The organism is Bradyrhizobium sp. CCBAU 11357 (genome assembly GCF_028128865.1).
Classification (GTDB): Bacteria; Pseudomonadota; Alphaproteobacteria; order Rhizobiales; family Xanthobacteraceae; genus Bradyrhizobium.
Genome location: NZ_LBJW01000016.1, coordinates 138,306 through 157,020, shown reverse-complemented (window position 1 = coordinate 157,020; position 18,715 = coordinate 138,306). Strand labels below are relative to the sequence as shown.

Genomic DNA, 18,715 nt, shown 5'->3' with positions numbered 1-18,715 from the left:
CACAAGCGCGGATGCTGTAGGGTGGGCAAAGGCGCGCAGCGCCGTGCCCACGATTGTCCGCCGTGGTACGCGATGGATGAATTGGTAGGCACGCTTTCGCTTTGCCCACCCTACGAGACCTTACCCTTGGCTGCGCAGCTTCTCCGCCGCCTTCGGCGCAAAATAGCTCAGCACGCCGTCGGCGCCGGCGCGCTTGAAGGCGAGCAGGCTTTCCATCATGGCGCGGTCGCCGTCGAGCCAGCCGTTGTTCGCGGCCGCGGCGATCATCGCGTATTCGCCGGAGACTTGATAGGCGAAGGTCGGCATCGCAAAGGTGTCCTTCACGCGGCGGACCACGTCGAGATAGGGCATGCCGGGCTTCACCATCACCATGTCGGCGCCCTCGGCGATGTCGAGCTCGACCTCGCGCAGCGCTTCATCGGTGTTGGCGCTGTCCATCTGATAGGTGCGCTTGTCGCCGGTGAGCGTCTTGGCCGAGCCGATGGCGTCACGGAACGGGCCATAAAAGGCGGAGGCGTATTTGGCCGCATAGGCCATGATCTGCACGTCGAGCAGGCCGGCGCGATCCATCCCCTCGCGGATCGCGGCGACGCGGCCGTCCATCATGTCGGAGGGCGCGATGATGTCGCAGCCGGCTTCGGCCTGCACCAAGGCCTGGCGCACCAGCACGGCGACCGTCTCGTCGTTCAAAATCTTGCCGTCGGAGATCAGGCCGTCATGGCCGTGGCTGGTGAAGGGATCGAGCGCGACGTCGCAGAGGATTCCGATCTCCGGAAACTCCTTCTTGATCGCGCGCACGGCCTGGCAGACCAGGTTGTTCGGGTTGGTGGCTTCGGAGCCTTCCTCATCGCGCAAGGCGGGATCGGTGTAGGGAAACAGCGCGATGCAGGGGATGGTCAGCTTCATGGCGCGCTCGGCCTCGCGCACGGCCTGGTCGACGCTGAGGCGGTCGACGCCGGGCATCGAGGCGACCTGCTCGCGCTGGTTGGTGCCGTCGATCAGGAACAGCGGCCAGATCAGATCGTCGGTGGTGAGGACGTTCTCGCGCACCATGCGCCGGGCCCACTCGGCCTTGCGGTTGCGGCGCGGGCGGACGGTCAGATCGAGGGCATGCGGCACTGCCGTGCTGTCCCGGCGCGAAACGTCGCGCAATTCGATCGGACGTCCGTATTTGATCGCCATTACTCTTCCTCCGGCTGGAATTATTCTTATACCAGCTCGCACGGTTCCCGTCACCGCGGCTTGACCTGCCGCAAGGGATGGGAGCCGATTGATTTTGCGGGCCGAAGCAGCCAGAAGGGGCCATGTCCGAGATCTCCACCCGCGATGCGGCCCAGGGCGGCGCCAGTGCCAGGGACGCCGCCCGAGACACTGCCCGAGAGAGCGCGCTCTCGGTGGCGGCGATCTCCTCGGAGCGCTCGGAGTCCGACGATAATGTCTGGACCCGCCGGCTGGTGCTTTTCCTGCGGGTGATGGCGCTGCTCTCGATCCTGAAAGGTCTCTATCACTGGGCGCAGGTCACGGGCTTCGTCGGCGGCGAGGACGAGGCGTTCGAGAACCAGTCGATGGCCTGGCAGGCCGCGACCGTCTACTTCGCCGTGATCGAACTCGTCGCCGCCGTCGGCCTCTGGCTCGCGACGCCATGGGGCGCGGTGGTGTGGCTGACGACCGTGGTGTCGATGGCCGTCATCGAGCTGATGTTCCCGGGGATCTACGGCGGCAGCCTCGTCGTGGTCGGCGTCGAGGTCTTCATGCTCGCCGCATATCTCGCGCTCGCCTGGATGGCCGCGCGCGAGCGGCCGCCGTAGCGCAGCAACGGCTTAGATAGATGCTCTCGTGCCCCGGCGCAGGGCAGCGCGCCGCGCTTGCGACGTGACGCGTTGCAGAGCCGGGGCCCATCTCTTCGACATCTCGTTTGGGGCTTCCCGGATCTTCGCTTCGCTCTTCCGGGACACGAGCGGAGTTGTGCGCGTTTGGTTGACCGCTGGTTGCCTAAAATTCGCGGTAAGTTTTCATTGACCAGCCGGTTCCGCCACAGCTCTTACGCATGCGTTTCGAAACAGGGCGGGGCTGTTCTGGAATGCGACAACAGGGGCGGACGGAGGGTGAACAGGACCTTGCGAAGGTCAACAGAGGCTTTCGAAAAGTGCTTGTGGCACAGGCTTAATGCGCAATTCACTGTCTTAAATTCATGATCTCTTTATTCTCTTATTTAAGCCGATCTTCAAACGCGCCCCTTAAGTTGCAGCTATCAGACGGGACACAAGTTTCGTCGAATAAGTGTCGATAAAAACGACAACAGGGGAAGTGTCATGATGAAAGCCGTCGCAACTGCGGCAGATACCGCAGAGCGCGTCTCCGGCCAGCAGGGTTCGGTGCAGTCGCTCTATCTGGAAGCTTTGACTCTGGTGGAGCGGCTGCATCGCCGTCTCCTCGACGTGATCAAGGATGAATTCGATCGCCGCGGCCGTGCGGACATCAACTCGGTCCAGGCGCTCTTGCTCTACAACATCGGCGACAAGGAGCTGACCGCGGGCGAATTGCGCACGCGCGGTTACTATCTCGGCTCCAACGTCTCCTACAATCTGAAGAAGCTCGTCGAGCTCGGCTTCCTCGATCATCAGCGCTCGCGCGTCGATCGCCGCTCGGTGCGCATCCGCCTGACCCCGCAGGGCCAGGAAGTCCGTCGCATCGTCGACACGCTCTACCAGAAGCACGTCAAGACGGTGGAGCAGGTCGGCGGCATCTCCGGCGACGAGTTCGCGACCCTCAACAAGTCGCTGCACCGTCTCGAGCGGTTCTGGACCGACCAGATCCTCTATCGCCTCTGAGTTTTAATGGGATCAGGGCGAAGCCGGCCCGCAACAAGACCGGCAGCCCTCCCGAACGTGCCTGACTTCCCCAAGCGCGCCGGTCCGGAGTTGCCCCCGGACCGGTGCGTTGATGTTTTTGCACCTGCGAAAAAATCCCTGGCTGCCAGGAACCAGTTCCCGGCTCGGCACTTATCTCCTTCGGATCGGAGAAACGTCGATGCTGGTCGAGCGCGGGCTTCAGGTGATGAACGTGGAACTCGTCAGCGAGGCCTATGCCATCGCCGCAAACTACCTTCGCCGCTCCGGGGCGATCCCGGACACTCTCGTCACCGATGAACGCCTGCTCGGCCTGATCGTCAAGCTGCTTCAACAGGGCGAATTCAACAAGATCAGGCTGGCCAACAAGGCCATCGCCCGGTTCCAGGCGCAGACCGAGGCCGGAGCGGTTGCCTGATCAAAACCCCCAAGATCCCGACGAACCAGAGGATGCCATGGAAGCCGCCATCGACCGCATCATGCAGACCTATGACCTGCTCGCCAACCGCACCGCGGCGGCCAGCGCCGAGGCGCGTGAAAAGGTCACGAACTACCTCAATATCCTGATGGAAGCCGGCGAGACCGACACCCACAGGTTGACCGTCTGCGGCCTGACCTATCTGCGCCAGCTCGACGGCAGCGTCGACCCGGTGAAAGCGGGGTATACGGGGCTGTGAGGAGGGGCGCCGGCTGCGCCCGATGGCAGCTGGCAAAAGATGAGGCCCAAAGCGGCCCCACCCGGATATTGATGGGCAGGGTCTTGCAAAACCGCTCCCAGGCTGAAACCCTCAATCCCACCATATCTTGCATAAATATCAGGCCCGACCCGCAAATGCTTGGCCTGTTGCGGCCGATGTGGTAGATCGCGCGTGCTTCCGACCGCCACACCAGACCCGCCCGTAGCCCGCCAAAAGGCTGCGGCGGTGGAGATATTCGCAAGATGACCCTCGCAAAAACCGCCTCCGCGCCCGATTCGTTTTTCACCGCCTCGCTCGAGCAGGCCGATCCGGAAATCGCCGCCGCCATCAAGGGCGAGCTCGGCCGGCAGCGCCACGAGGTCGAGTTGATCGCCTCCGAGAACATCGTCAGCCGGGCCGTGCTGGAAGCGCAGGGTTCGGTCATGACCAACAAATACGCGGAAGGTTATCCGGGCGCGCGCTACTATGGCGGTTGTGAGTGGGTCGACGTCGCCGAGAACCTTGCGATCGATCGCGCCAAGAAGCTGTTCGGCGCCAATTTCGCCAACGTGCAGCCGAACTCCGGCAGCCAGATGAACCAGGCGGTGTTCCTGGCGCTGCTGCAGCCCGGCGACACCTTCATGGGTCTCGATCTCGCCGCCGGCGGCCATCTCACCCATGGCTCGCCCGTCAACATGAGCGGCAAGTGGTTCAAGGCCGCGCACTACACGGTGCGCCGCGAGGACCAGATCATCGACATGGATGCGGTCGCCAAGCAGGCCGAGCAGGTCAAGCCGAAGCTGATCATCGCCGGCGGCTCCGCCTATTCGCGCGCCTGGGATTTCAAGCGCTTCCGCGAGATCGCCGACAGCGTCGGCGCCTATCTCCTGGTCGACATGGCGCATTTCGCCGGGCTCGTCGCCGGCGGCGTGCATGCTTCGCCCGTGCCGTACGCGCACGTCACCACCACCACGACGCACAAGTCGCTGCGCGGTCCGCGCGGCGGCCTCATGCTGTGGAATGACGAGACGCTGACCAAGAAGCTCAACTCGGCGATCTTCCCGGGACTGCAGGGCGGTCCCCTGATGCACGTGATTGCGGCGAAGGCGGTCGCCTTCGGCGAGGCGCTGCGTCCGGACTTCAAGGTCTACGCCAAGAACATCGTCGAGAACGCCAAGGCCTTGGCCGAGACCCTGAAGGGTCATGGTCTCGACATCGTCTCCGGCGGCACCGACAATCATCTGATGCTGGTCGATCTCAGGCCGAAGGGCCTGAAGGGCAACGTCTCGGAGAAGGCGCTGGTCCGCGCCGCCATCACCTGCAACAAGAACGGCATTCCGTTCGATCCGGAATCGCCCTTCGTCACCTCGGGCATTCGGCTCGGCACGCCGGCTGCGACCAGCCGCGGCTTCGGCGTCGCCGAATTCCAGCAGGTCGGCGGCATGATCGCCGAGGTCCTCAACGCGATCGCGCAATCCTCCGACGGCAAGGCGCCGCTGGTGGAGGCTGCGATCAAGGAACGGGTCAAGGCGCTCACCGACCGGTTTCCGATCTATCAGTAAGGTCCAAGAAAACCTTTCAAGGTACACGGATGCGCTGCCCGAACTGCAACAGTCTCGATACGCAGGTAAAGGACTCGCGTCCGACCGAGGACTCGTCCGTGATCCGCAGGCGGCGCGTGTGCGTCGCCTGCAATTTTCGCTTCACCACCTTCGAGCGCGTGCAGCTGCGCGAGCTCACGGTGATCAAGCGCAACGGCCGCCGCGTGCCGTTCGACCGCGACAAGCTGATGCGCTCGGTCCAGATCTCGCTTCGCAAGCGGCAGGTCGAGCCGGAGCGGGTCGAGAAGATGGTCTCCACCATCGTGCGCGAGCTCGAGACCGGAGGTGAGGCCGAGATCTCCTCGGAGGTGATCGGCGAGACCGTGATGGAGCATCTGCGCACGCTCGACGACGTCGCCTATGTGCGCTTTGCCTCGGTCTACCGCAATTTCCGCGAGGCCAAGGATTTCGCCGACGTACTCGGCGAGCTCTCCGGTGAGGAGGAAGCGCGGCTCGCCGCGATCCGCAAATGATCTTCCGCATCCTGGAAGACCAGTTCGCGCAGAAGGCCCGCGAGGCCAAGGATGCTGATCGCCGTTTCATGGAGCTGGCGCTCGTGCTGGGCAGGCGCGGGCAGGGGCGGACCTGGCCCAATCCGGCCGTGGGCGCCGTCATCGCCAAGGATGGCGTCATCGTCGGCCGCGGCTGGACGCAGCCGGGCGGACGGCCGCATGGCGAGCCCGAAGCGTTGCGGCGCGCCGGCGAGGCTGCGCGGGGCGCCACGCTCTATGTCACGCTGGAGCCGTGCTCGCATTTCGGCAAGTCGCCGCCTTGCGCCGATGCGGTGATCGCCGCCGGCATCAATCGGGTGGTGGCCGCGATCGAGGACCCCAATCCGGAAGTGGCGGGGCAGGGCCATGCGCGCCTGCGCGCTGCCGGCATCACGGTGGATGTCGGTCTTTGCGCGGCGGAGGCCGCGTTCGACCATGCCGGCCATTTCCGCCGCATCCGGGACAAGCGTCCGCATGTGATCCTGAAGCTCGCGGTCTCGCCCGACGGCAAGATCGGCGCGGCCGGCGGTAAACCGCTCGCGATCACCGGCGAGGCGGTGCGCAATCGCGTGCATCTTCTGCGCGCGCAGAGCGACGCCATCCTGGTCGGGATCGGCACGGTGCTGGCGGATGATCCGCAGCTCAACTGCCGCCTGCCGGGCATGGCGGAGCGCTCGCCGGTGCGTGTGGTGCTCGACCGCAGCCTGCGCATACCCGCATCGAGCCAGCTGGTTCGATCCGCGCGCGAGACGCCGCTTTGGGTGATCGCTTCCGAGCTTGCGGAAGCGGCCGCCGCGACACGCCTTGGCGCGGCCGGTGCGCAAATCATGCGCATGCCTGCGGGGAGTGCATCCGGGCTCGATCTTTCTGCCGTGCTGCATGTGCTGGGGGAGAAGGGCATCACGCGGCTGATGGTCGAGGGCGGCAGCCGCATTGCGGCTTCGTTCGTCGCGGCCGATCTCGTCGACGAGATTTGGCTGTTCCGCGGCGCGGAAGCGGTCGGCGACGGCGGCGTCGATGCGCTCGATGCATTGCCCCTGTCGAAAATCACGCAGTCGCCGGCCTACAAGGTTCATGCTAGCGAGGCCTACGGCAAGGATACTCTCACCATCTACGAGCGCGCGTAATGTTCACCGGCATTGTCACCGATATCGGCGAGATCGTCAGCTTCACGCCAACGGCGCAGGGCCAGCTGCACCGGCTACGCATCGCCTGCGGCTACGATCAGAGCACCATTGCGGACGGCGCCTCGATCGCCTGCAACGGCGTCTGCCTGACCGTGGTCGCCTCGGGCGTTGCGGACGGCAGGGACTCTAAGCAAAGGACCTGGTTCGAGGTCGATACCGCGGCCGAGACGCTGGCGCTGACGACGGCCAAGCACTGGAAGGTCGGGACGAAGCTCAACCTCGAGCGCGCGCTGAAGATCGGCGATGAGCTCGGCGGCCATATCGTCGCCGGCCACGCCGACGGCATTGCAACCATCGTCAGCCGCGAGGACTTGCCGGATATGGCGCGGTTCGTGCTCTCGACGACGCGGGAGCTGGCACGATTCATCGCCACCAAGGGCTCGATCACGCTCGACGGCGTCTCGCTGACGATCAATACGGTTGCAGACGTGACCTTTTCGGTGCTCATCATTCCGCACACGCTTGATGTCACGACGATCGGCAGCTGGAAGGCGGGCTCCGAGGTCAATATCGAGGTCGATCTGATGGCCCGTTATGCGGCGCGGCTGACGGAAATGACGGTCTCTTAGAACTTGGCTTACATGCTTCCGGCGCCTACATAGCGCCGACCCCTTTCGAAACGGATTGAACGATGGCAGACGCGCGGCGCGCACCCCTGAAGGACCAGACCGACATTTCCGGCGCGCGCGCGCTTGTCGTCGAGGCAAGGTTCTATGACGATCTCCAGGACGCGCTGCTGGACGGCGCAGTCGCCGAGTTGAAGGCAGCCGGCCTGACGCATGACGTCATCACGGTTCCCGGTGCGCTGGAGATCCCAGCGGCAGTGGCCATCGCGGTCGATGCCGCGGCGGCGAACGGCAAGCCGTATGACGCGGTGATCGCGCTCGGTTGCGTGATCCGCGGCGACACCATCCATTTCGAGATCGTCTCGCAGGAATCCTCGCGCGCGCTGATGGACCTCGCCGTGGCGCGGAAGCTGCCGCTCGGCAACGGCATCCTCACCGTCAACACCGAGGCGCAGGCCTGGGCGCGGGCGCGCGCCAGCGAGCTCAACAAGGGCGGCGATGCCGCGCGCGCCGCGCTTGCGATGCTGCGCATCAAACGCCGCCTGGCGCAGGCCTGAAGCCATGGCTGAGATCAAGAAACCGGCGGGCGTTCCGGAGAAGAAGGCGAACCGGCGCGGTGCGGCGCGGCTCGCGGCCGTCCAGGCGCTCTACCAGATGGACATCGCCGGTGCGGGCATTAACGATATCTTTGCCGAGTTCGAAAGCCATTGGCTCGGCAACGAGGTCGAGGGCGACACGTATCTGCCGGCGGAAGCCGCCTTTTTCCGCGACGTCGTCTCCGGCGTCGTACGCGACCAGAAGAAGCTCGATCCCCTGATCGACGAGGCGCTGTCGAAGGGCTGGCCGCTCAAGCGGATCGAGGCGATCCTGCGGGCGGTGCTGCGGGCCGGGGCCTATGAGCTCCAGCACCGCAAGGACGTGCCCGGCCGGGTGGTGGTCTCCGAATATGTCGACGTCGCCAACGCCTTCGTCGATCGCGAGGAGACCGGCATGGTGAACGCCGTGCTCGACCAGATCGGCCGGCAGTTTCGCGGCGACGAGTTCGGGCGGGGGTAGTTTCCCACGAGGGCGGTGAAGTGATGCGAGACGGCTGCCCCATATTCCGCTGTCATCACCCGCGAAGGCGGGTGATCCAGTACGCCGCGGCCGGTCGATTCTACGTAACCGTCTCTGGAATACTGGATCGCCCGGTCAAGCCGGGCGATGACAGCGAGGGGTGAGGCTGACATCCATGGCTACCTCACACGATCCCTCCGGCGAAGACTCCCTCATCGCGCGCTATTTCAAGCCGCTTGCGACCGATCCCGGCGCGTTCGGGCTGGTCGACGACGCTGCGGTCCTGTCCTCGTCCGGCGAGGACGTCGTCGTCACCACCGACGCTATCGTCGAGGGCGTGCATTATCTTGCCGGTGATCCGCCTGACACCATCGCGCGCAAGGCGCTGCGGGTGAACCTGTCCGATCTCGCGGCAAAGGGAGCGACGCCAGCAGGCTTCGTGCTGACGCTGGCGTTGCGCAGCAAGGAGGATGCCTGGCTGCGTCCCTTTGCGGACGCGCTGGGCGAGGACGCCAAGACCTTCGCTTGTCCTCTGCTCGGCGGCGACACGGTGTCGACGCCGGGCCCGCAGATGATCTCGATCACCGCCTTTGGCCGTGTGCCTCGGGGGCGGATGGTCGGCCGGACCGGCGCAACGCCGGGCGACCGCATCCTGGTGACGGGGACGATCGGCGATGCCGCGCTCGGCCTCGACGTGCTCAAAGGCGGCGCCGCGGCCGCCGCGCTGGCATCCGATCCCGCGGCACGGGATTTTCTGGTCTCGCGCTATCGGGTGCCGCAGCCGCGCAACGTGCTGGCGCGGGCGGTGCGCGACCATGCCACCGCAGCGATGGACGTCTCGGATGGCCTCGCCGGCGATCTGACCAAGCTCTGCGCCGCGTCCGGGGTCTCGGCCTCGGTCGACGTGACGAGCGTGCCACTCTCGGCCGCGGCGGCCGGCCTGCGCGCCCACAAGGTCGGGTCTGTCGAGACGCTGCTTGCCGGAGGCGATGACTACGAGGTGCTGTGCACCACTCCGCCGGCACAATGCGACGCGCTGATTGCCGCGGGGCGGGCTCTGGGCGTTGCCGTGACCGAGATCGGTACGATCACGGAAGGGCAGAAGCCGCCGCGCTTCCTGGATGGTCAGGGCCAGGACCTGCTTTTGACGCGGCTGTCCTACAGCCACTTCTAGGAATTGCTCCAACCCGGCATCTTAGTTCTCAGCACTTGGTCCTAAATACCTGCCGAGATCGGCCTTTTCGGCCCTATCCGGCGTTGCACCCTCAATTTGATTTTGGCAAGCTCGCGGCCGACTGGAGCCGCCCCTTGAGGGCAAGGGGGCGGCTTTGTTCAAAATCAAGGCGCCGCACCGCACGACGGAACACAAAAGGCGCCGGGGGTACATCAAGGAATCTGAGGCAAAAATCACATGACAGCATTATGGTTGATAGTGCTCTGCGGAGCGCTTTCCGTCGCCTACGCAATTTGGGCGACGTCTTCGGTGTTGGGCGCGGATGCGGGGTCGCCGCGCATGCAGGAGATCGCAGGGGCCGTGCGCGAAGGCGCACAGGCGTATCTCCGGCGCCAGTACACCACGATCGGTATCGTCGGCATCGTCATCTTCGTGCTGCTTGCCTATTTCCTCGGGCTATATGTCGCGATTGGTTTCGCCATCGGCGCGATCCTGTCCGGCGCTGCGGGCTTCATCGGTATGAACGTCTCGGTGCGCGCCAATGTGCGCACCGCCCAGGCTGCGACGACGTCGCTCGCCGGCGGCCTGGAGCTCGCCTTCAAGGCGGGCGCCATCACCGGACTTCTGGTGGCCGGTCTCGCGCTGCTGGGTGTGACCCTCTATTTCGGCTTCCTGGTCCACTCGCTGAAGCTCGCGCCCGATAGCCGTGTCGTCGTCGACGCCCTGGTGGCGCTCGGCTTTGGCGCCTCGCTGATCTCGATCTTCGCCCGTCTCGGCGGCGGCATCTTCACCAAGGGTGCGGACGTCGGCGGCGACCTCGTCGGCAAGGTCGAGGCCGGCATTCCCGAGGACGATCCGCGCAACCCCGCGACCATCGCCGACAACGTTGGTGACAACGTGGGCGACTGCGCCGGCATGGCCGCCGACCTGTTCGAGACCTATGCGGTGACCGCGGTCGCCACCATGGTCCTGGCGGCGATCTTCTTCGCCAAGACGCCGATCCTCGCCAACATGATGACGCTGCCGCTCGCGATCGGCGGCATCTGCATCATCACCTCGATCATCGGCACCTTCTTCGTCAAGCTCGGGCCGAGCCAGTCGATCATGGGCGCGCTCTACAAGGGCCTGATCGCGACCGGCATCCTGTCGCTGATCGGCATCGCCCTGGTGATCTACTACCTGATCGGCTTCGGCAAGCTCGACGGCGTCAATTACACCGGCATGGCGCTGTTCGAGTGCGGCGTGGTTGGTCTCGTCGTCACCGCGCTGATCATCTGGATCACCGAATACTACACCGGCACCGACTATCGTCCGGTGAAGTCGATCGCCCAGTCCTCGGTCACCGGCCACGGCACCAACGTGATCCAGGGGCTCGCCATCTCGATGGAAGCGACCGCGTTGCCTGCGATCGTGATCATCGCCGGCATCCTGGTCACCTACAGCCTCGCCGGGCTGTTCGGCATCGCGATCGCGACCGCCACCATGCTGGCGCTGGCCGGCATGATCGTCGCCCTCGACGCCTTCGGCCCCGTCACTGACAATGCCGGCGGCATTGCCGAAATGGCGGGGCTGCCGAAGGAGGTGCGCAAGTCGACCGACGCGCTCGATGCGGTCGGCAACACCACCAAGGCGGTCACCAAAGGCTACGCGATCGGCTCGGCCGGTCTGGGTGCACTGGTGCTATTCGCGGCCTACAACGAGGACCTCAAGTTCTTCGTGGCCCGCTCCGCGCAGCATCCCTACTTTGCCGGCGTCAATCCGGACTTCTCACTGAACAATCCCTACGTGGTGGTGGGCCTGCTGTTCGGCGGCCTCCTGCCGTATCTGTTCGGCGCGATGGGCATGACCGCGGTCGGCCGTGCGGCCGGCGCGATCGTCGAGGAGGTGCGTCGCCAGTTCCGCGAGAAGCCGGGCATCATGCAGGGCACCGACAAGCCTGACTATGGCAAGGCGGTCGACCTGCTGACCCGCGCGGCAATCAAGGAGATGATCATCCCCTCGCTGCTGCCGGTGCTCTCGCCGATCGTCGTCTACTTCCTGATCTATGCGATCGCGGGCGGTGGCGCGGCCGGCAAGTCGGCGGCGTTCTCGGCCGTCGGCGCGATGCTGCTCGGAGTGATCGTGACGGGTCTGTTCGTCGCGATCTCGATGACCTCGGGAGGCGGCGCCTGGGACAACGCCAAGAAGTACATCGAGGACGGTCATTTCGGCGGCAAGGGCTCTGATGCCCACAAATCCGCGGTGACCGGCGACACCGTCGGCGATCCCTACAAGGACACGGCGGGACCTGCGGTGAACCCGATGATCAAGATCACCAACATCGTGGCCCTGCTGCTGCTGGCGATCCTGGCGCACTGAGCGGCGCTGGTGAAAGACAAAACCCCGCGGTGCAAACCGCGGGGTTTTTGTTTTATTGATCCGCCACACTCACCACGTCATTGCGAAGAGCTCTTTGCGACGAAGCAATCCAGGGTCTCTCCGCGGAGAGATTCTGGATTGCTTCGCTTCGCTCGCAATGACGAGGGAGAGACCTACTGCACGTCCATCTGCAGGCCTTCCTTCTGAATGATGCCGGCGAACTTCTTCGTCTCGGCGTCCACGAAGGCGGCGAACTGCTCCGGCGTGCCGTAGTCGGCGCGGGCGCCCATGGCGGCGATCTGCTTCTTGACGTCGTCGCGCTCCAGCATCGCCTTGACCTGGAGATTGAGCGCATTGAGTACCTCGGGCGAGACGCCCTTCGGCAGGAACACGGAGAACCAGGAGGAAATGTCGAAGTTCGCGAGCTCCGGTGCGCTCTCGCGCATGGTCGGCAGGTCTTTCGCGAGCTCGCTGCGCTCGGGCGTGGTGACGCACAGGCCGTTGAGCGTGCCGTTCTGCACCTGCGGCAGGCTCGGATAGAGGTTGTCGAACAGGATCTGGATGTCGCCGGCTAGCGCCGCCTGCAACGCGGGTCCGGCCCCACGGAACGGGATGTGCGTCATCTTCAGGCCGGTGAGCTGGAGGAACCAGGCGCCGGTGAGGTGAGGGCTCTGGCCGACGCCTGAAGAGGCGTAGCTGAGCTTGTCCGGATTGGCCTTCAGGAACGCGATCAGCTCGGGAATCGACTTGATGCCGGTCTTCGGATGCGCCGAGACGATGTTCGGAATCCGGATCATGTTCGAGACCGGCTGAAGCTGCTCCGGCTTGTAGCTGAGGTTCTTGAAGATGCTGTAGGCGATCGCGTTCGGGCCCGGATTGCCGACCAGGATGGTGTGACCATCGGGCTTGGCGCGCACGGCCTCGGCGGTGCCGATGGTGCCGCCGCCGCCGGAGCGGTTCTCCACCACGGCCGACTGGCCCCAAGCGGTTTGCAGATGCGCAGCCAGGAGCCGGCCCATCACGTCGGTCGAACCGCCGGCCGCGGCCGGCACGATGAGCCGAACGTTTTCTGTGGGCTTCCAGTCGGCAAGGCTCGATCGCGGCAGAAAAGCTGCGGCCGAAAGGCCGGCAGCACCGGCGAGCACGCGACGGCGCGACAATAAAGTGTTCTGAAATTTCTTGGGCACGAATCCACTCCTGCTTCTTGCTTTGCAGGAAGCGTAGGGAACGCTACGTGCGGCCGCAAGTCGCGCGCGACGACAAGTGCCACGCAGAGGGCGGCACGACGACGCAGGCGCGAAGCCATTTACCTTCCGATGGAATTAGCCGGCTCTGAAAGCTGGTTCGACGCGAAGCAACAGGCGCTTCGATCGAAACCTTCGGCGGCTTCAGTTGAAGCTCAGCAGCTTGAACAGCGGTGTGAGGTAGCTCATCTCCTGACCCGACGTCGGCGTGGTGCGGCTGATGAAGTCGAAGATCTTGCCATCCTGGAGACCGTAATTCGCCAGCCGGCGCACGCGCCGGTTCTTGTCGAAATAGACCGCGATGACGCGCTGATCGACCACCTTCTGGTTCATGAAGGCGACCGGGCGCTCCGAGCGCTGCGAGATGTAGTAGAACACTTCACCGTCGAGGGTCGCGACCGTCGAGGGCGTACCCATCACGATCAGCACCTGGTCCTGGCTCGCGCCGATCGGAATCTGCTCGAGCGCGCCGGGCGGCAGGATGTAGCCCTTCTGGAACTGCTCGCCGGTGCAGGCCGCAAGGGCCACGCCGACCATTGCGGTCGCCGCGAGCATGCGCAAGCCGCGCCAGCAGGCATGAAGGCCGCGCCGCACGTCCGCGCGCGGGCTGATCTGGTTCGTTGTCGTCATAGCGGAACTGATTCCGTCCCCTTGCGTCGCGCGAGGCGCTGAAGTACCGGGCTGGGCGTCTGAATGCAACTCGCGCGCGCCCGCTTGCGGAAACCACAATGCTTTGGCCGTTCAATCACTTCAGGAAACCCCGGCGAACCCCGCCAGGCACCATTGAGGCCATCTATGGCATGATCGTGACGCAGGCGCGAGAACCCATATTTTACCGGGACTTGGGCGTACCCGACACGGTTAACGGGCGTTTCGACCTGTTGCTGCTGCATCTGTGGCTGCTGCTGCGTCGCCTGCGCGCGGTTCGGGGCGCCACGGAGCTGTCCCAGGCGCTGTTCGATCGCTTCTGCGAGGACATGGACGACAATCTGCGCGAGATGGGGGTGGGCGACCAGACCGTGCCGAAGCGGATGCGGGCCTTCGGCGAGGCCTTCTACGGCCGCGTCCAGGCCTATGACCAGGCGATGGAAGCCGGCGGCGAGGCTCTGGCATCGGCGATCTGCAAGAATATCTTGAATGGGACCGGTTTCGACCAGGCCAAGCGGCTCGAGGCCTATGCGCGGGCCAGCGAGGCCGATCTCGGCCGGGCCGAAGAGGCCGCGCTGCTGCGCGCGTCCTTCACGTTTCCCCCGGCGTTGCCAGAGGGTGTCACGCCATGAGCCGACCAGATACCGCACCCGATCCGTGGCGGGCGCCCGTCATCGTTGCCCAGATCCCGGACGCCGGGCTGCATCGCGAGCTCGAAGCATCAGTGGCCGAGCGGCAGGCGATGGCGGAGGTCGCGGGCCTGCGCGAGATCCTGTCCGCTCATGCCAGCTTCGATGTCGTGCCGAAAAGCGGCGGGCGGGTCCAGGTCACGGGCCTCGTTCGCGGCCGCATCGGCCAGACCTGCGTCGTCACGCTCGACCCGATCGAGACCGAGATTGAGGAAGAGGTGGACCTGATGTTCGCCCCCGAGGCCGAGGCGCGCCGCCTGGCCGATCTGATCGAGGAGGGGCAGGATGATGAGGCGCCGCCCGAGGTCGACGACCCGCCCGAGCCGATCACGGGCGGCATCATCGATCTCGGCCGGCTCGCCACCGACGTTCTGTTCCTGGCGATCGATCCCTATCCGCGCAAGGAGGGGGCCGTGTTCGAGGCGGAGGTCACCGCTCCCGACCCCGAGGACCATCCCTTCGCCGTGCTGAAGGCATTGCAGGACAAGAAGAAGGAACAGTGAGGGGCATTTTCCGCTCGCGGCCGCCTTGCCAGGGCACGCGAGCCATTTGCCTCGGTGGTTTGAGACAGCCGTTTATCCGTCTGATTTCAATGTGTTTCCTGCGAAACCCGCGGCCGGCAGCCGGATCGCCCCGGATGCAAAAGGCTGGGGGCAAGAGGTTGTTTCGGGGGCACAAAACGCTATTGTCGCGCCCCGGTTCGGGTGCGGCGTGGCGCTTGGCCGGCCGCCATCTCGGTGGCAAACCCAATTTTGCGGCCCCGCTAGCTCAGACCGCACCAGACCAGGTTTCCAGGACTTTCATGCCAAGCAAGGTTCGCATCGCGCTGGACGCCATGGGGGGCGATGTCGGCCCCGCCGTGGTCATTCCGGGCGCCGCCATCTCGCTTGGCCGGCATCGCGACACCGAGTTCCTGCTGGTCGGCGACCGCGCCCGGATCGGGCCCGAGCTCGACAAGCACCCGAAGCTGAAAGCCACCTCCAGAATCGTCCATACCGACGTCGCCGTCAGCATGGAGGACAAGCCGAGCCAGGCCCTGCGGCGCGGCCGCAAGACCTCCTCGATGTGGCTAGCGATCGATGCGGTCAAGAAGGGCGAGGCGGATGTCGCGATCTCCGCCGGCAATACCGGTGCGCTGATGGCGATGGCCCGCTTCCACCTGCGCACCCTGCCGGGCATCGACCGCCCCGCGATCTCGGCGATCTGGCCGACCCTGCGCGGGGAGTCCGTCGTGCTCGACCTCGGCGCCACCCTTGGCGGCGATGCCCACCACCTGGTCTCGATGGCGGTGATGGGCGCGGCCAAGGCGAGCGTGCTGTTCAACAAGACCCGGCCCACCGTCGGGCTGCTCAATATCGGCGCCGAGGAGATCAAGGGCCACGAGGAGATCCGCGAGGCCAGCGAGATCCTGCGGGCGCGGAACCTGCCGGAGCTCGACTATATCGGCTTCGTCGAGGGCGACGGCATCGGCAAGGGCCTGGCCGACGTGATCGTCACCGAAGGCTTCAGCGGCAACATCGCGCTGAAGGCGGCCGAGGGAACCGCACGGCAGATGGCGGAATTGCTCCGTAACGAGATGCAGCGGAGCTGGACGTCCAAGCTCGGCTATCTCTTCGCCCGCAGCGCCTTTCAGGCCCTGCGCAACAAGATGGACCCCAACAAGTCCAATGGTGGCGTGCTGCTGGGACTGAACGGGGTGGTGGTCAAGAGCCACGGCGGAACCAACGCCGAAGGCTTTGCCTATGCGATCGATGTTGGCTATGAGATGGCTCACTACGATCTCCTGAACAAGATCAATCAGATGCTCAACCGCGAGGGTGGTGCACTCAAATCCGTGCAGCCCGCGCCGGAGGATGTTTCGTGACTCAGATTCGTTCGGTCGTGCTCGGCTGCGGCTCTTATCTGCCGGAGCAGGTGGTGACCAACGCCCAATTGGCGGCGCGCATCGACACCTCCGACGAGTGGATCGTGCAGCGCACCGGCATTCGCGAGCGGCACATCGCGGCCGAGGGCGAGTTCACCTCGCACCTCGCCATTAAGGCGGCACAGGCGGCGCTCCGCGACGCCGGCGTGGACGCGCAGTCGATCGAGCTGATCGTGCTGGCGACTTCGACGCCCGACAACACCTTCCCTGCAACCGCGGTTGCCGTGCAGCACGGGCTCGGCATCAATCATGGCGCGGCCTTCGATCTCCAGGCGGTGTGCTCGGGCTTCGTGTTTGCGCTGGCCACCGCCGACAATTTCCTGCGCACCGGCGCCTACAAGCGCGCGCTGGTGATCGGCGCGGAGACCTTCTCGCGCATCCTCGATTGGAATGATCGCGGCACCTGCGTGCTGTTCGGCGACGGCGCCGGCGCCGTGGTGCTGGAGGCGCAGGAGCAGCCCGGCAATGCCGCGACCGACCGCGGCATCGTGACCACGCATCTGCGCTCCGATGGCCGCCACAAGGCAAAGCTGTTCGTCGACGGCGGGCCGTCCTCGACCCAGACCGTCGGTCATCTGCGCATGGAGGGCCGCGAGGTCTTCAAGCATGCGGTCGGCATGATCACCGACGTGATCGTCGATGCCTTCAAGGCGACCGGGCTCAATGCCGACGGCATCGACTGGTTCGTGCCGCACCAGGCCAACAAGCGAATCATCGACGCTTCCGCGCACAAGCTGCACATCGCGCCCGAGAAGGTGGTGCTGACGGTGGACCGCCACGGCAACACCTCCGCGGCCTCGATCCCGCTGGCGCTCTCCGTGGCGCGCAGGGACGGCCGCATCAAGAAGGGCGACATGGTCCTTCTGGAGGCCATGGGCGGCGGCTTCACCTGGGGCTCCGCGCTGGTGCGCTGGTAGGCCACACCGATAAAATTTTGCCGGAATCCGCGCCGATTATCGCTAGGTCTGCATTGATGTGCGGTGTTGACCGCCGTATCGTAAGCTCATAATTTCAGACAAGAATTGTTCGCCGTGAGGTGGGGCAGGGCGATGAGCGAGACCAGCAAAACCGTAACGCGTGTCGATCTGTGCGAAGCCGTCTACCAGAAGGTGGGCCTGTCGCGCACGGAATCGTCCGCCTTCGTGGAACTCGTGCTGAAGGAGATCACCGACTGCCTGGAGAAGGGCGAGACGGTGAAATTGTCCTCGTTCGGCTCCTTTATGGTGCGCAAGAAGGGCCAGCGCATCGGCCGCAACCCGAAGACCGGCACCGAGGTGCCGATCTCGCCGCGCCGCGTCATGGTGTTCAAGCCCTCGGCGATCCTGAAGCAGCGGATCAACGCCCAGCACCGCACCAACGGCGACGCCACCCAGGCTCAGGAAGAGGCGTAACCGCCTTTCGGAAAGGACTGGCATTTGGACAAGGCGCCGGATGCGTTCCGAACCATCAGCGAAGTAGCGCAGGAACTCGACATTCCGCAGCACGTGCTGCGGTTCTGGGAGACCCGCTTCTCCCAGATCAAGCCGATGAAGCGCAGCGGCGGCCGCCGCTATTATCGCCCCGACGACGTCGACCTGCTCAAGGGCATCCGCCGGCTGCTCTACGGCGAGGGCTACACCATCCGCGGGGTGCAGCGGATCCTCAAAGAGCACGGCGTCAAATCGGTGCAGGGCCTCGCCGACAGCGCGGCCGCGGTCTCGTTCGGCGCCATCGAGGACGCCATCGGCGCGAGCCTGATGGAGCCCGAGGACGAGGAAGCGCCCATCAAGGGCGTCACCGACACCGACGATGACGACTATCAGGGCGATGAGGAGGAAGGCATCGACTTCCGCTTCACCGAGATCGACGACGAAGAGATCCTCACCACCTTCCGCAAAGGCGGGGCCGCCGCGCCCGCCGGCCCCAGCGCGCTCGACCGGGAGCGGCTCAGCCGGGCGCTCGCCGACCTCGTTGCAGCTAAGGAGATGCTGGATCAGGCGCTGAAGGACGGGTAGTAGGGGCAGCTTTCGGCCGGCTCGGCGGGCAGTTCCGGCCCGCTTTGGGCGGATACACCAAAATGGTGTGACGTCGCCTTGCGCAAAGCGGCGATCCTAGCTAATGGAACGACATTCGGAGCGTGGCGCAGCCCGGTTAGCGCACTAGTCTGGGAGACTAGGGGTCGGAGGTTCAAATCCTCTCGCTCCGACCAAATTCTTCAAGAATCGAATTCCTTTCCGGCCGTCGGTCTACCGCGGGCCGGCCGTTTGCGGTT

General features: G+C 65.2%; 21 protein-coding genes and 1 tRNA gene. 19 read left to right on the top strand and 3 right to left on the bottom strand.

Annotation, left to right across the window (positions count from 1 at the left end):
- Positions 1 to 120: 120 nt before the first annotated feature.
- The gene (hemB, locus tag XI05_RS04100; protein WP_271498847.1) at positions 121 to 1,182 is read right to left on the bottom strand and encodes a porphobilinogen synthase; all 1,062 of its coding nucleotides are present in this window, start codon (positions 1,180 to 1,182) and stop codon (positions 121 to 123) included.
- A gap of 122 nt (positions 1,183 to 1,304) precedes the next feature.
- Between hemB and XI05_RS04095 the strand changes: the two genes are divergently transcribed.
- The 12 genes from XI05_RS04095 to XI05_RS04040 all read left to right on the top strand — a co-directional run bounded on the left by XI05_RS04095 (position 1,305) and on the right by XI05_RS04040 (position 11,959).
- On the top strand, positions 1,305 to 1,808 hold the full coding sequence (locus XI05_RS04095) for a DUF6163 family protein (protein ID WP_197952868.1): 504 nt from the start codon (positions 1,305 to 1,307) through the stop codon (positions 1,806 to 1,808).
- A 504-nt stretch (positions 1,809 to 2,312) separates the two neighbouring features.
- Positions 2,313 to 2,831, top strand: coding sequence for a transcriptional regulator LdtR (ldtR, locus tag XI05_RS04090; protein ID WP_271498844.1), 519 nt, complete (start codon positions 2,313 to 2,315; stop codon positions 2,829 to 2,831).
- 199 nt (positions 2,832 to 3,030) lie between these two features.
- On the top strand, positions 3,031 to 3,267 hold the full coding sequence (locus tag XI05_RS04085) for a hypothetical protein (RefSeq protein WP_271498842.1): 237 nt from the start codon (positions 3,031 to 3,033) through the stop codon (positions 3,265 to 3,267).
- Positions 3,268 to 3,304: 37 nt separating this feature from the next.
- Positions 3,305 to 3,526, top strand: coding sequence for a hypothetical protein (locus XI05_RS04080; RefSeq protein ID WP_025036694.1), 222 nt, complete (start codon positions 3,305 to 3,307; stop codon positions 3,524 to 3,526).
- Positions 3,527 to 3,789: 263 nt separating this feature from the next.
- Positions 3,790 to 5,088 carry a serine hydroxymethyltransferase gene (gene glyA, locus XI05_RS04075; protein WP_212255127.1) on the top strand — a complete coding sequence of 433 codons (1,299 nt, stop codon included), beginning with the start codon at positions 3,790 to 3,792 and terminating at the stop codon, positions 5,086 to 5,088.
- Between the two features lie 29 nt (positions 5,089 to 5,117).
- Entirely contained in the window at positions 5,118 to 5,600 is a 483-nt protein-coding gene (gene nrdR / locus XI05_RS04070) for a transcriptional regulator NrdR (RefSeq protein ID WP_011087793.1), read from the top strand.
- Complete coding sequence (gene ribD, locus XI05_RS04065) at positions 5,597 to 6,745, top strand: bifunctional diaminohydroxyphosphoribosylaminopyrimidine deaminase/5-amino-6-(5-phosphoribosylamino)uracil reductase RibD (RefSeq protein WP_271498840.1); 1,149 nt, start codon at positions 5,597 to 5,599, stop codon at positions 6,743 to 6,745. Before nrdR ends, ribD begins: the two co-directional genes overlap by 4 nt.
- Positions 6,745 to 7,374 (top strand): riboflavin synthase, encoded by a 630-nt coding sequence (locus tag XI05_RS04060; RefSeq protein ID WP_271498838.1) that lies wholly within the window; start codon positions 6,745 to 6,747, stop codon positions 7,372 to 7,374. Before ribD ends, XI05_RS04060 begins: the two co-directional genes overlap by 1 nt.
- A 62-nt stretch (positions 7,375 to 7,436) precedes the next feature.
- Positions 7,437 to 7,928, top strand: coding sequence for a 6,7-dimethyl-8-ribityllumazine synthase (ribH, locus tag XI05_RS04055; protein ID WP_172783457.1), 492 nt, complete (start codon positions 7,437 to 7,439; stop codon positions 7,926 to 7,928).
- A gap of 4 nt (positions 7,929 to 7,932) precedes the next feature.
- Positions 7,933 to 8,427, top strand: a complete 495-nt coding sequence (gene nusB, locus XI05_RS04050) for a transcription antitermination factor NusB (protein WP_172783458.1) — start codon at positions 7,933 to 7,935, stop codon at positions 8,425 to 8,427.
- A gap of 175 nt (positions 8,428 to 8,602) precedes the next feature.
- Positions 8,603 to 9,601, top strand: coding sequence for a thiamine-phosphate kinase (gene thiL, locus XI05_RS04045; protein ID WP_271498836.1), 999 nt, complete (start codon positions 8,603 to 8,605; stop codon positions 9,599 to 9,601).
- A gap of 237 nt (positions 9,602 to 9,838) precedes the next feature.
- The gene (locus XI05_RS04040; protein ID WP_172783460.1) at positions 9,839 to 11,959 is read left to right on the top strand and encodes a sodium-translocating pyrophosphatase; all 2,121 of its coding nucleotides are present in this window, start codon (positions 9,839 to 9,841) and stop codon (positions 11,957 to 11,959) included.
- Between the two features lie 173 nt (positions 11,960 to 12,132).
- On the opposite strand, the gene XI05_RS04035 is transcribed toward XI05_RS04040, so the two are convergent.
- Both XI05_RS04035 and XI05_RS04030 read right to left on the bottom strand, forming a co-directional pair.
- Complete coding sequence (locus XI05_RS04035) at positions 12,133 to 13,146, bottom strand: Bug family tripartite tricarboxylate transporter substrate binding protein (RefSeq protein ID WP_271498834.1); 1,014 nt, start codon at positions 13,144 to 13,146, stop codon at positions 12,133 to 12,135.
- A 201-nt stretch (positions 13,147 to 13,347) separates the two neighbouring features.
- A complete protein-coding gene (locus XI05_RS04030) occupies positions 13,348 to 13,833 on the bottom strand; it encodes an outer membrane protein assembly factor BamE (protein WP_172783462.1) in 486 nt (161 codons plus the stop codon).
- Between the two features lie 98 nt (positions 13,834 to 13,931).
- Between XI05_RS04030 and XI05_RS04025 the strand changes: the two genes are divergently transcribed.
- From XI05_RS04025 to XI05_RS03995, 7 genes are all read left to right on the top strand, one after another.
- Positions 13,932 to 14,483, top strand: coding sequence for a ubiquinol-cytochrome C chaperone family protein (locus tag XI05_RS04025; protein WP_271498832.1), 552 nt, complete (start codon positions 13,932 to 13,934; stop codon positions 14,481 to 14,483).
- Positions 14,480 to 15,043 carry a YceD family protein gene (locus tag XI05_RS04020; RefSeq protein ID WP_271498830.1) on the top strand — a complete coding sequence of 188 codons (564 nt, stop codon included), beginning with the start codon at positions 14,480 to 14,482 and terminating at the stop codon, positions 15,041 to 15,043. Before XI05_RS04025 ends, XI05_RS04020 begins: the two co-directional genes overlap by 4 nt.
- A 299-nt stretch (positions 15,044 to 15,342) precedes the next feature.
- A complete protein-coding gene (gene plsX / locus XI05_RS04015; protein ID WP_271498827.1) occupies positions 15,343 to 16,404 on the top strand; it encodes a phosphate acyltransferase PlsX in 1,062 nt (353 codons plus the stop codon).
- Complete coding sequence (locus XI05_RS04010) at positions 16,401 to 17,381, top strand: beta-ketoacyl-ACP synthase III (RefSeq protein WP_172783466.1); 981 nt, start codon at positions 16,401 to 16,403, stop codon at positions 17,379 to 17,381. Before plsX ends, XI05_RS04010 begins: the two co-directional genes overlap by 4 nt.
- A 132-nt stretch (positions 17,382 to 17,513) precedes the next feature.
- Positions 17,514 to 17,855, top strand: coding sequence for an integration host factor subunit alpha (locus tag XI05_RS04005; RefSeq protein ID WP_036010431.1), 342 nt, complete (start codon positions 17,514 to 17,516; stop codon positions 17,853 to 17,855).
- A 24-nt stretch (positions 17,856 to 17,879) separates the two neighbouring features.
- Positions 17,880 to 18,458, top strand: coding sequence for a MerR family transcriptional regulator (locus XI05_RS04000; RefSeq protein WP_271498823.1), 579 nt, complete (start codon positions 17,880 to 17,882; stop codon positions 18,456 to 18,458).
- 116 nt (positions 18,459 to 18,574) lie between these two features.
- A tRNA-Pro gene (locus XI05_RS03995) sits at positions 18,575 to 18,652 on the top strand.
- Positions 18,653 to 18,715 lie beyond the last annotated feature (63 nt).

Excerpts from the sequence above, each read along its gene's own strand:
- hemB (WP_271498847.1), bottom strand. The coding sequence starts at position 1,182 with ATGGCGATCAAATACGGACGTCCGATCGAATTGCGCGACGTTTCGCGC.
- XI05_RS04095 (WP_197952868.1), top strand. The coding sequence starts at position 1,305 with ATGTCCGAGATCTCCACCCGCGATGCGGCCCAGGGCGGCGCCAGTGCC.
- ldtR (WP_271498844.1), top strand. The coding sequence starts at position 2,313 with ATGATGAAAGCCGTCGCAACTGCGGCAGATACCGCAGAGCGCGTCTCC.
- XI05_RS04085 (WP_271498842.1), top strand. The coding sequence starts at position 3,031 with ATGCTGGTCGAGCGCGGGCTTCAGGTGATGAACGTGGAACTCGTCAGC.
- XI05_RS04080 (WP_025036694.1), top strand. The coding sequence starts at position 3,305 with ATGGAAGCCGCCATCGACCGCATCATGCAGACCTATGACCTGCTCGCC.
- glyA (WP_212255127.1), top strand. The coding sequence starts at position 3,790 with ATGACCCTCGCAAAAACCGCCTCCGCGCCCGATTCGTTTTTCACCGCC.
- nrdR (WP_011087793.1), top strand. The coding sequence starts at position 5,118 with ATGCGCTGCCCGAACTGCAACAGTCTCGATACGCAGGTAAAGGACTCG.
- ribD (WP_271498840.1), top strand. The coding sequence starts at position 5,597 with ATGATCTTCCGCATCCTGGAAGACCAGTTCGCGCAGAAGGCCCGCGAG.
- XI05_RS04060 (WP_271498838.1), top strand. The coding sequence starts at position 6,745 with ATGTTCACCGGCATTGTCACCGATATCGGCGAGATCGTCAGCTTCACG.
- ribH (WP_172783457.1), top strand. The coding sequence starts at position 7,437 with ATGGCAGACGCGCGGCGCGCACCCCTGAAGGACCAGACCGACATTTCC.
- nusB (WP_172783458.1), top strand. The coding sequence starts at position 7,933 with ATGGCTGAGATCAAGAAACCGGCGGGCGTTCCGGAGAAGAAGGCGAAC.
- thiL (WP_271498836.1), top strand. The coding sequence starts at position 8,603 with ATGGCTACCTCACACGATCCCTCCGGCGAAGACTCCCTCATCGCGCGC.
- XI05_RS04040 (WP_172783460.1), top strand. The coding sequence starts at position 9,839 with ATGACAGCATTATGGTTGATAGTGCTCTGCGGAGCGCTTTCCGTCGCC.
- XI05_RS04030 (WP_172783462.1), bottom strand. The coding sequence starts at position 13,833 with ATGACGACAACGAACCAGATCAGCCCGCGCGCGGACGTGCGGCGCGGC.
- XI05_RS04025 (WP_271498832.1), top strand. The coding sequence starts at position 13,932 with ATGCTTTGGCCGTTCAATCACTTCAGGAAACCCCGGCGAACCCCGCCA.
- XI05_RS04020 (WP_271498830.1), top strand. The coding sequence starts at position 14,480 with ATGAGCCGACCAGATACCGCACCCGATCCGTGGCGGGCGCCCGTCATC.
- plsX (WP_271498827.1), top strand. The coding sequence starts at position 15,343 with ATGCCAAGCAAGGTTCGCATCGCGCTGGACGCCATGGGGGGCGATGTC.
- XI05_RS04005 (WP_036010431.1), top strand. The coding sequence starts at position 17,514 with ATGAGCGAGACCAGCAAAACCGTAACGCGTGTCGATCTGTGCGAAGCC.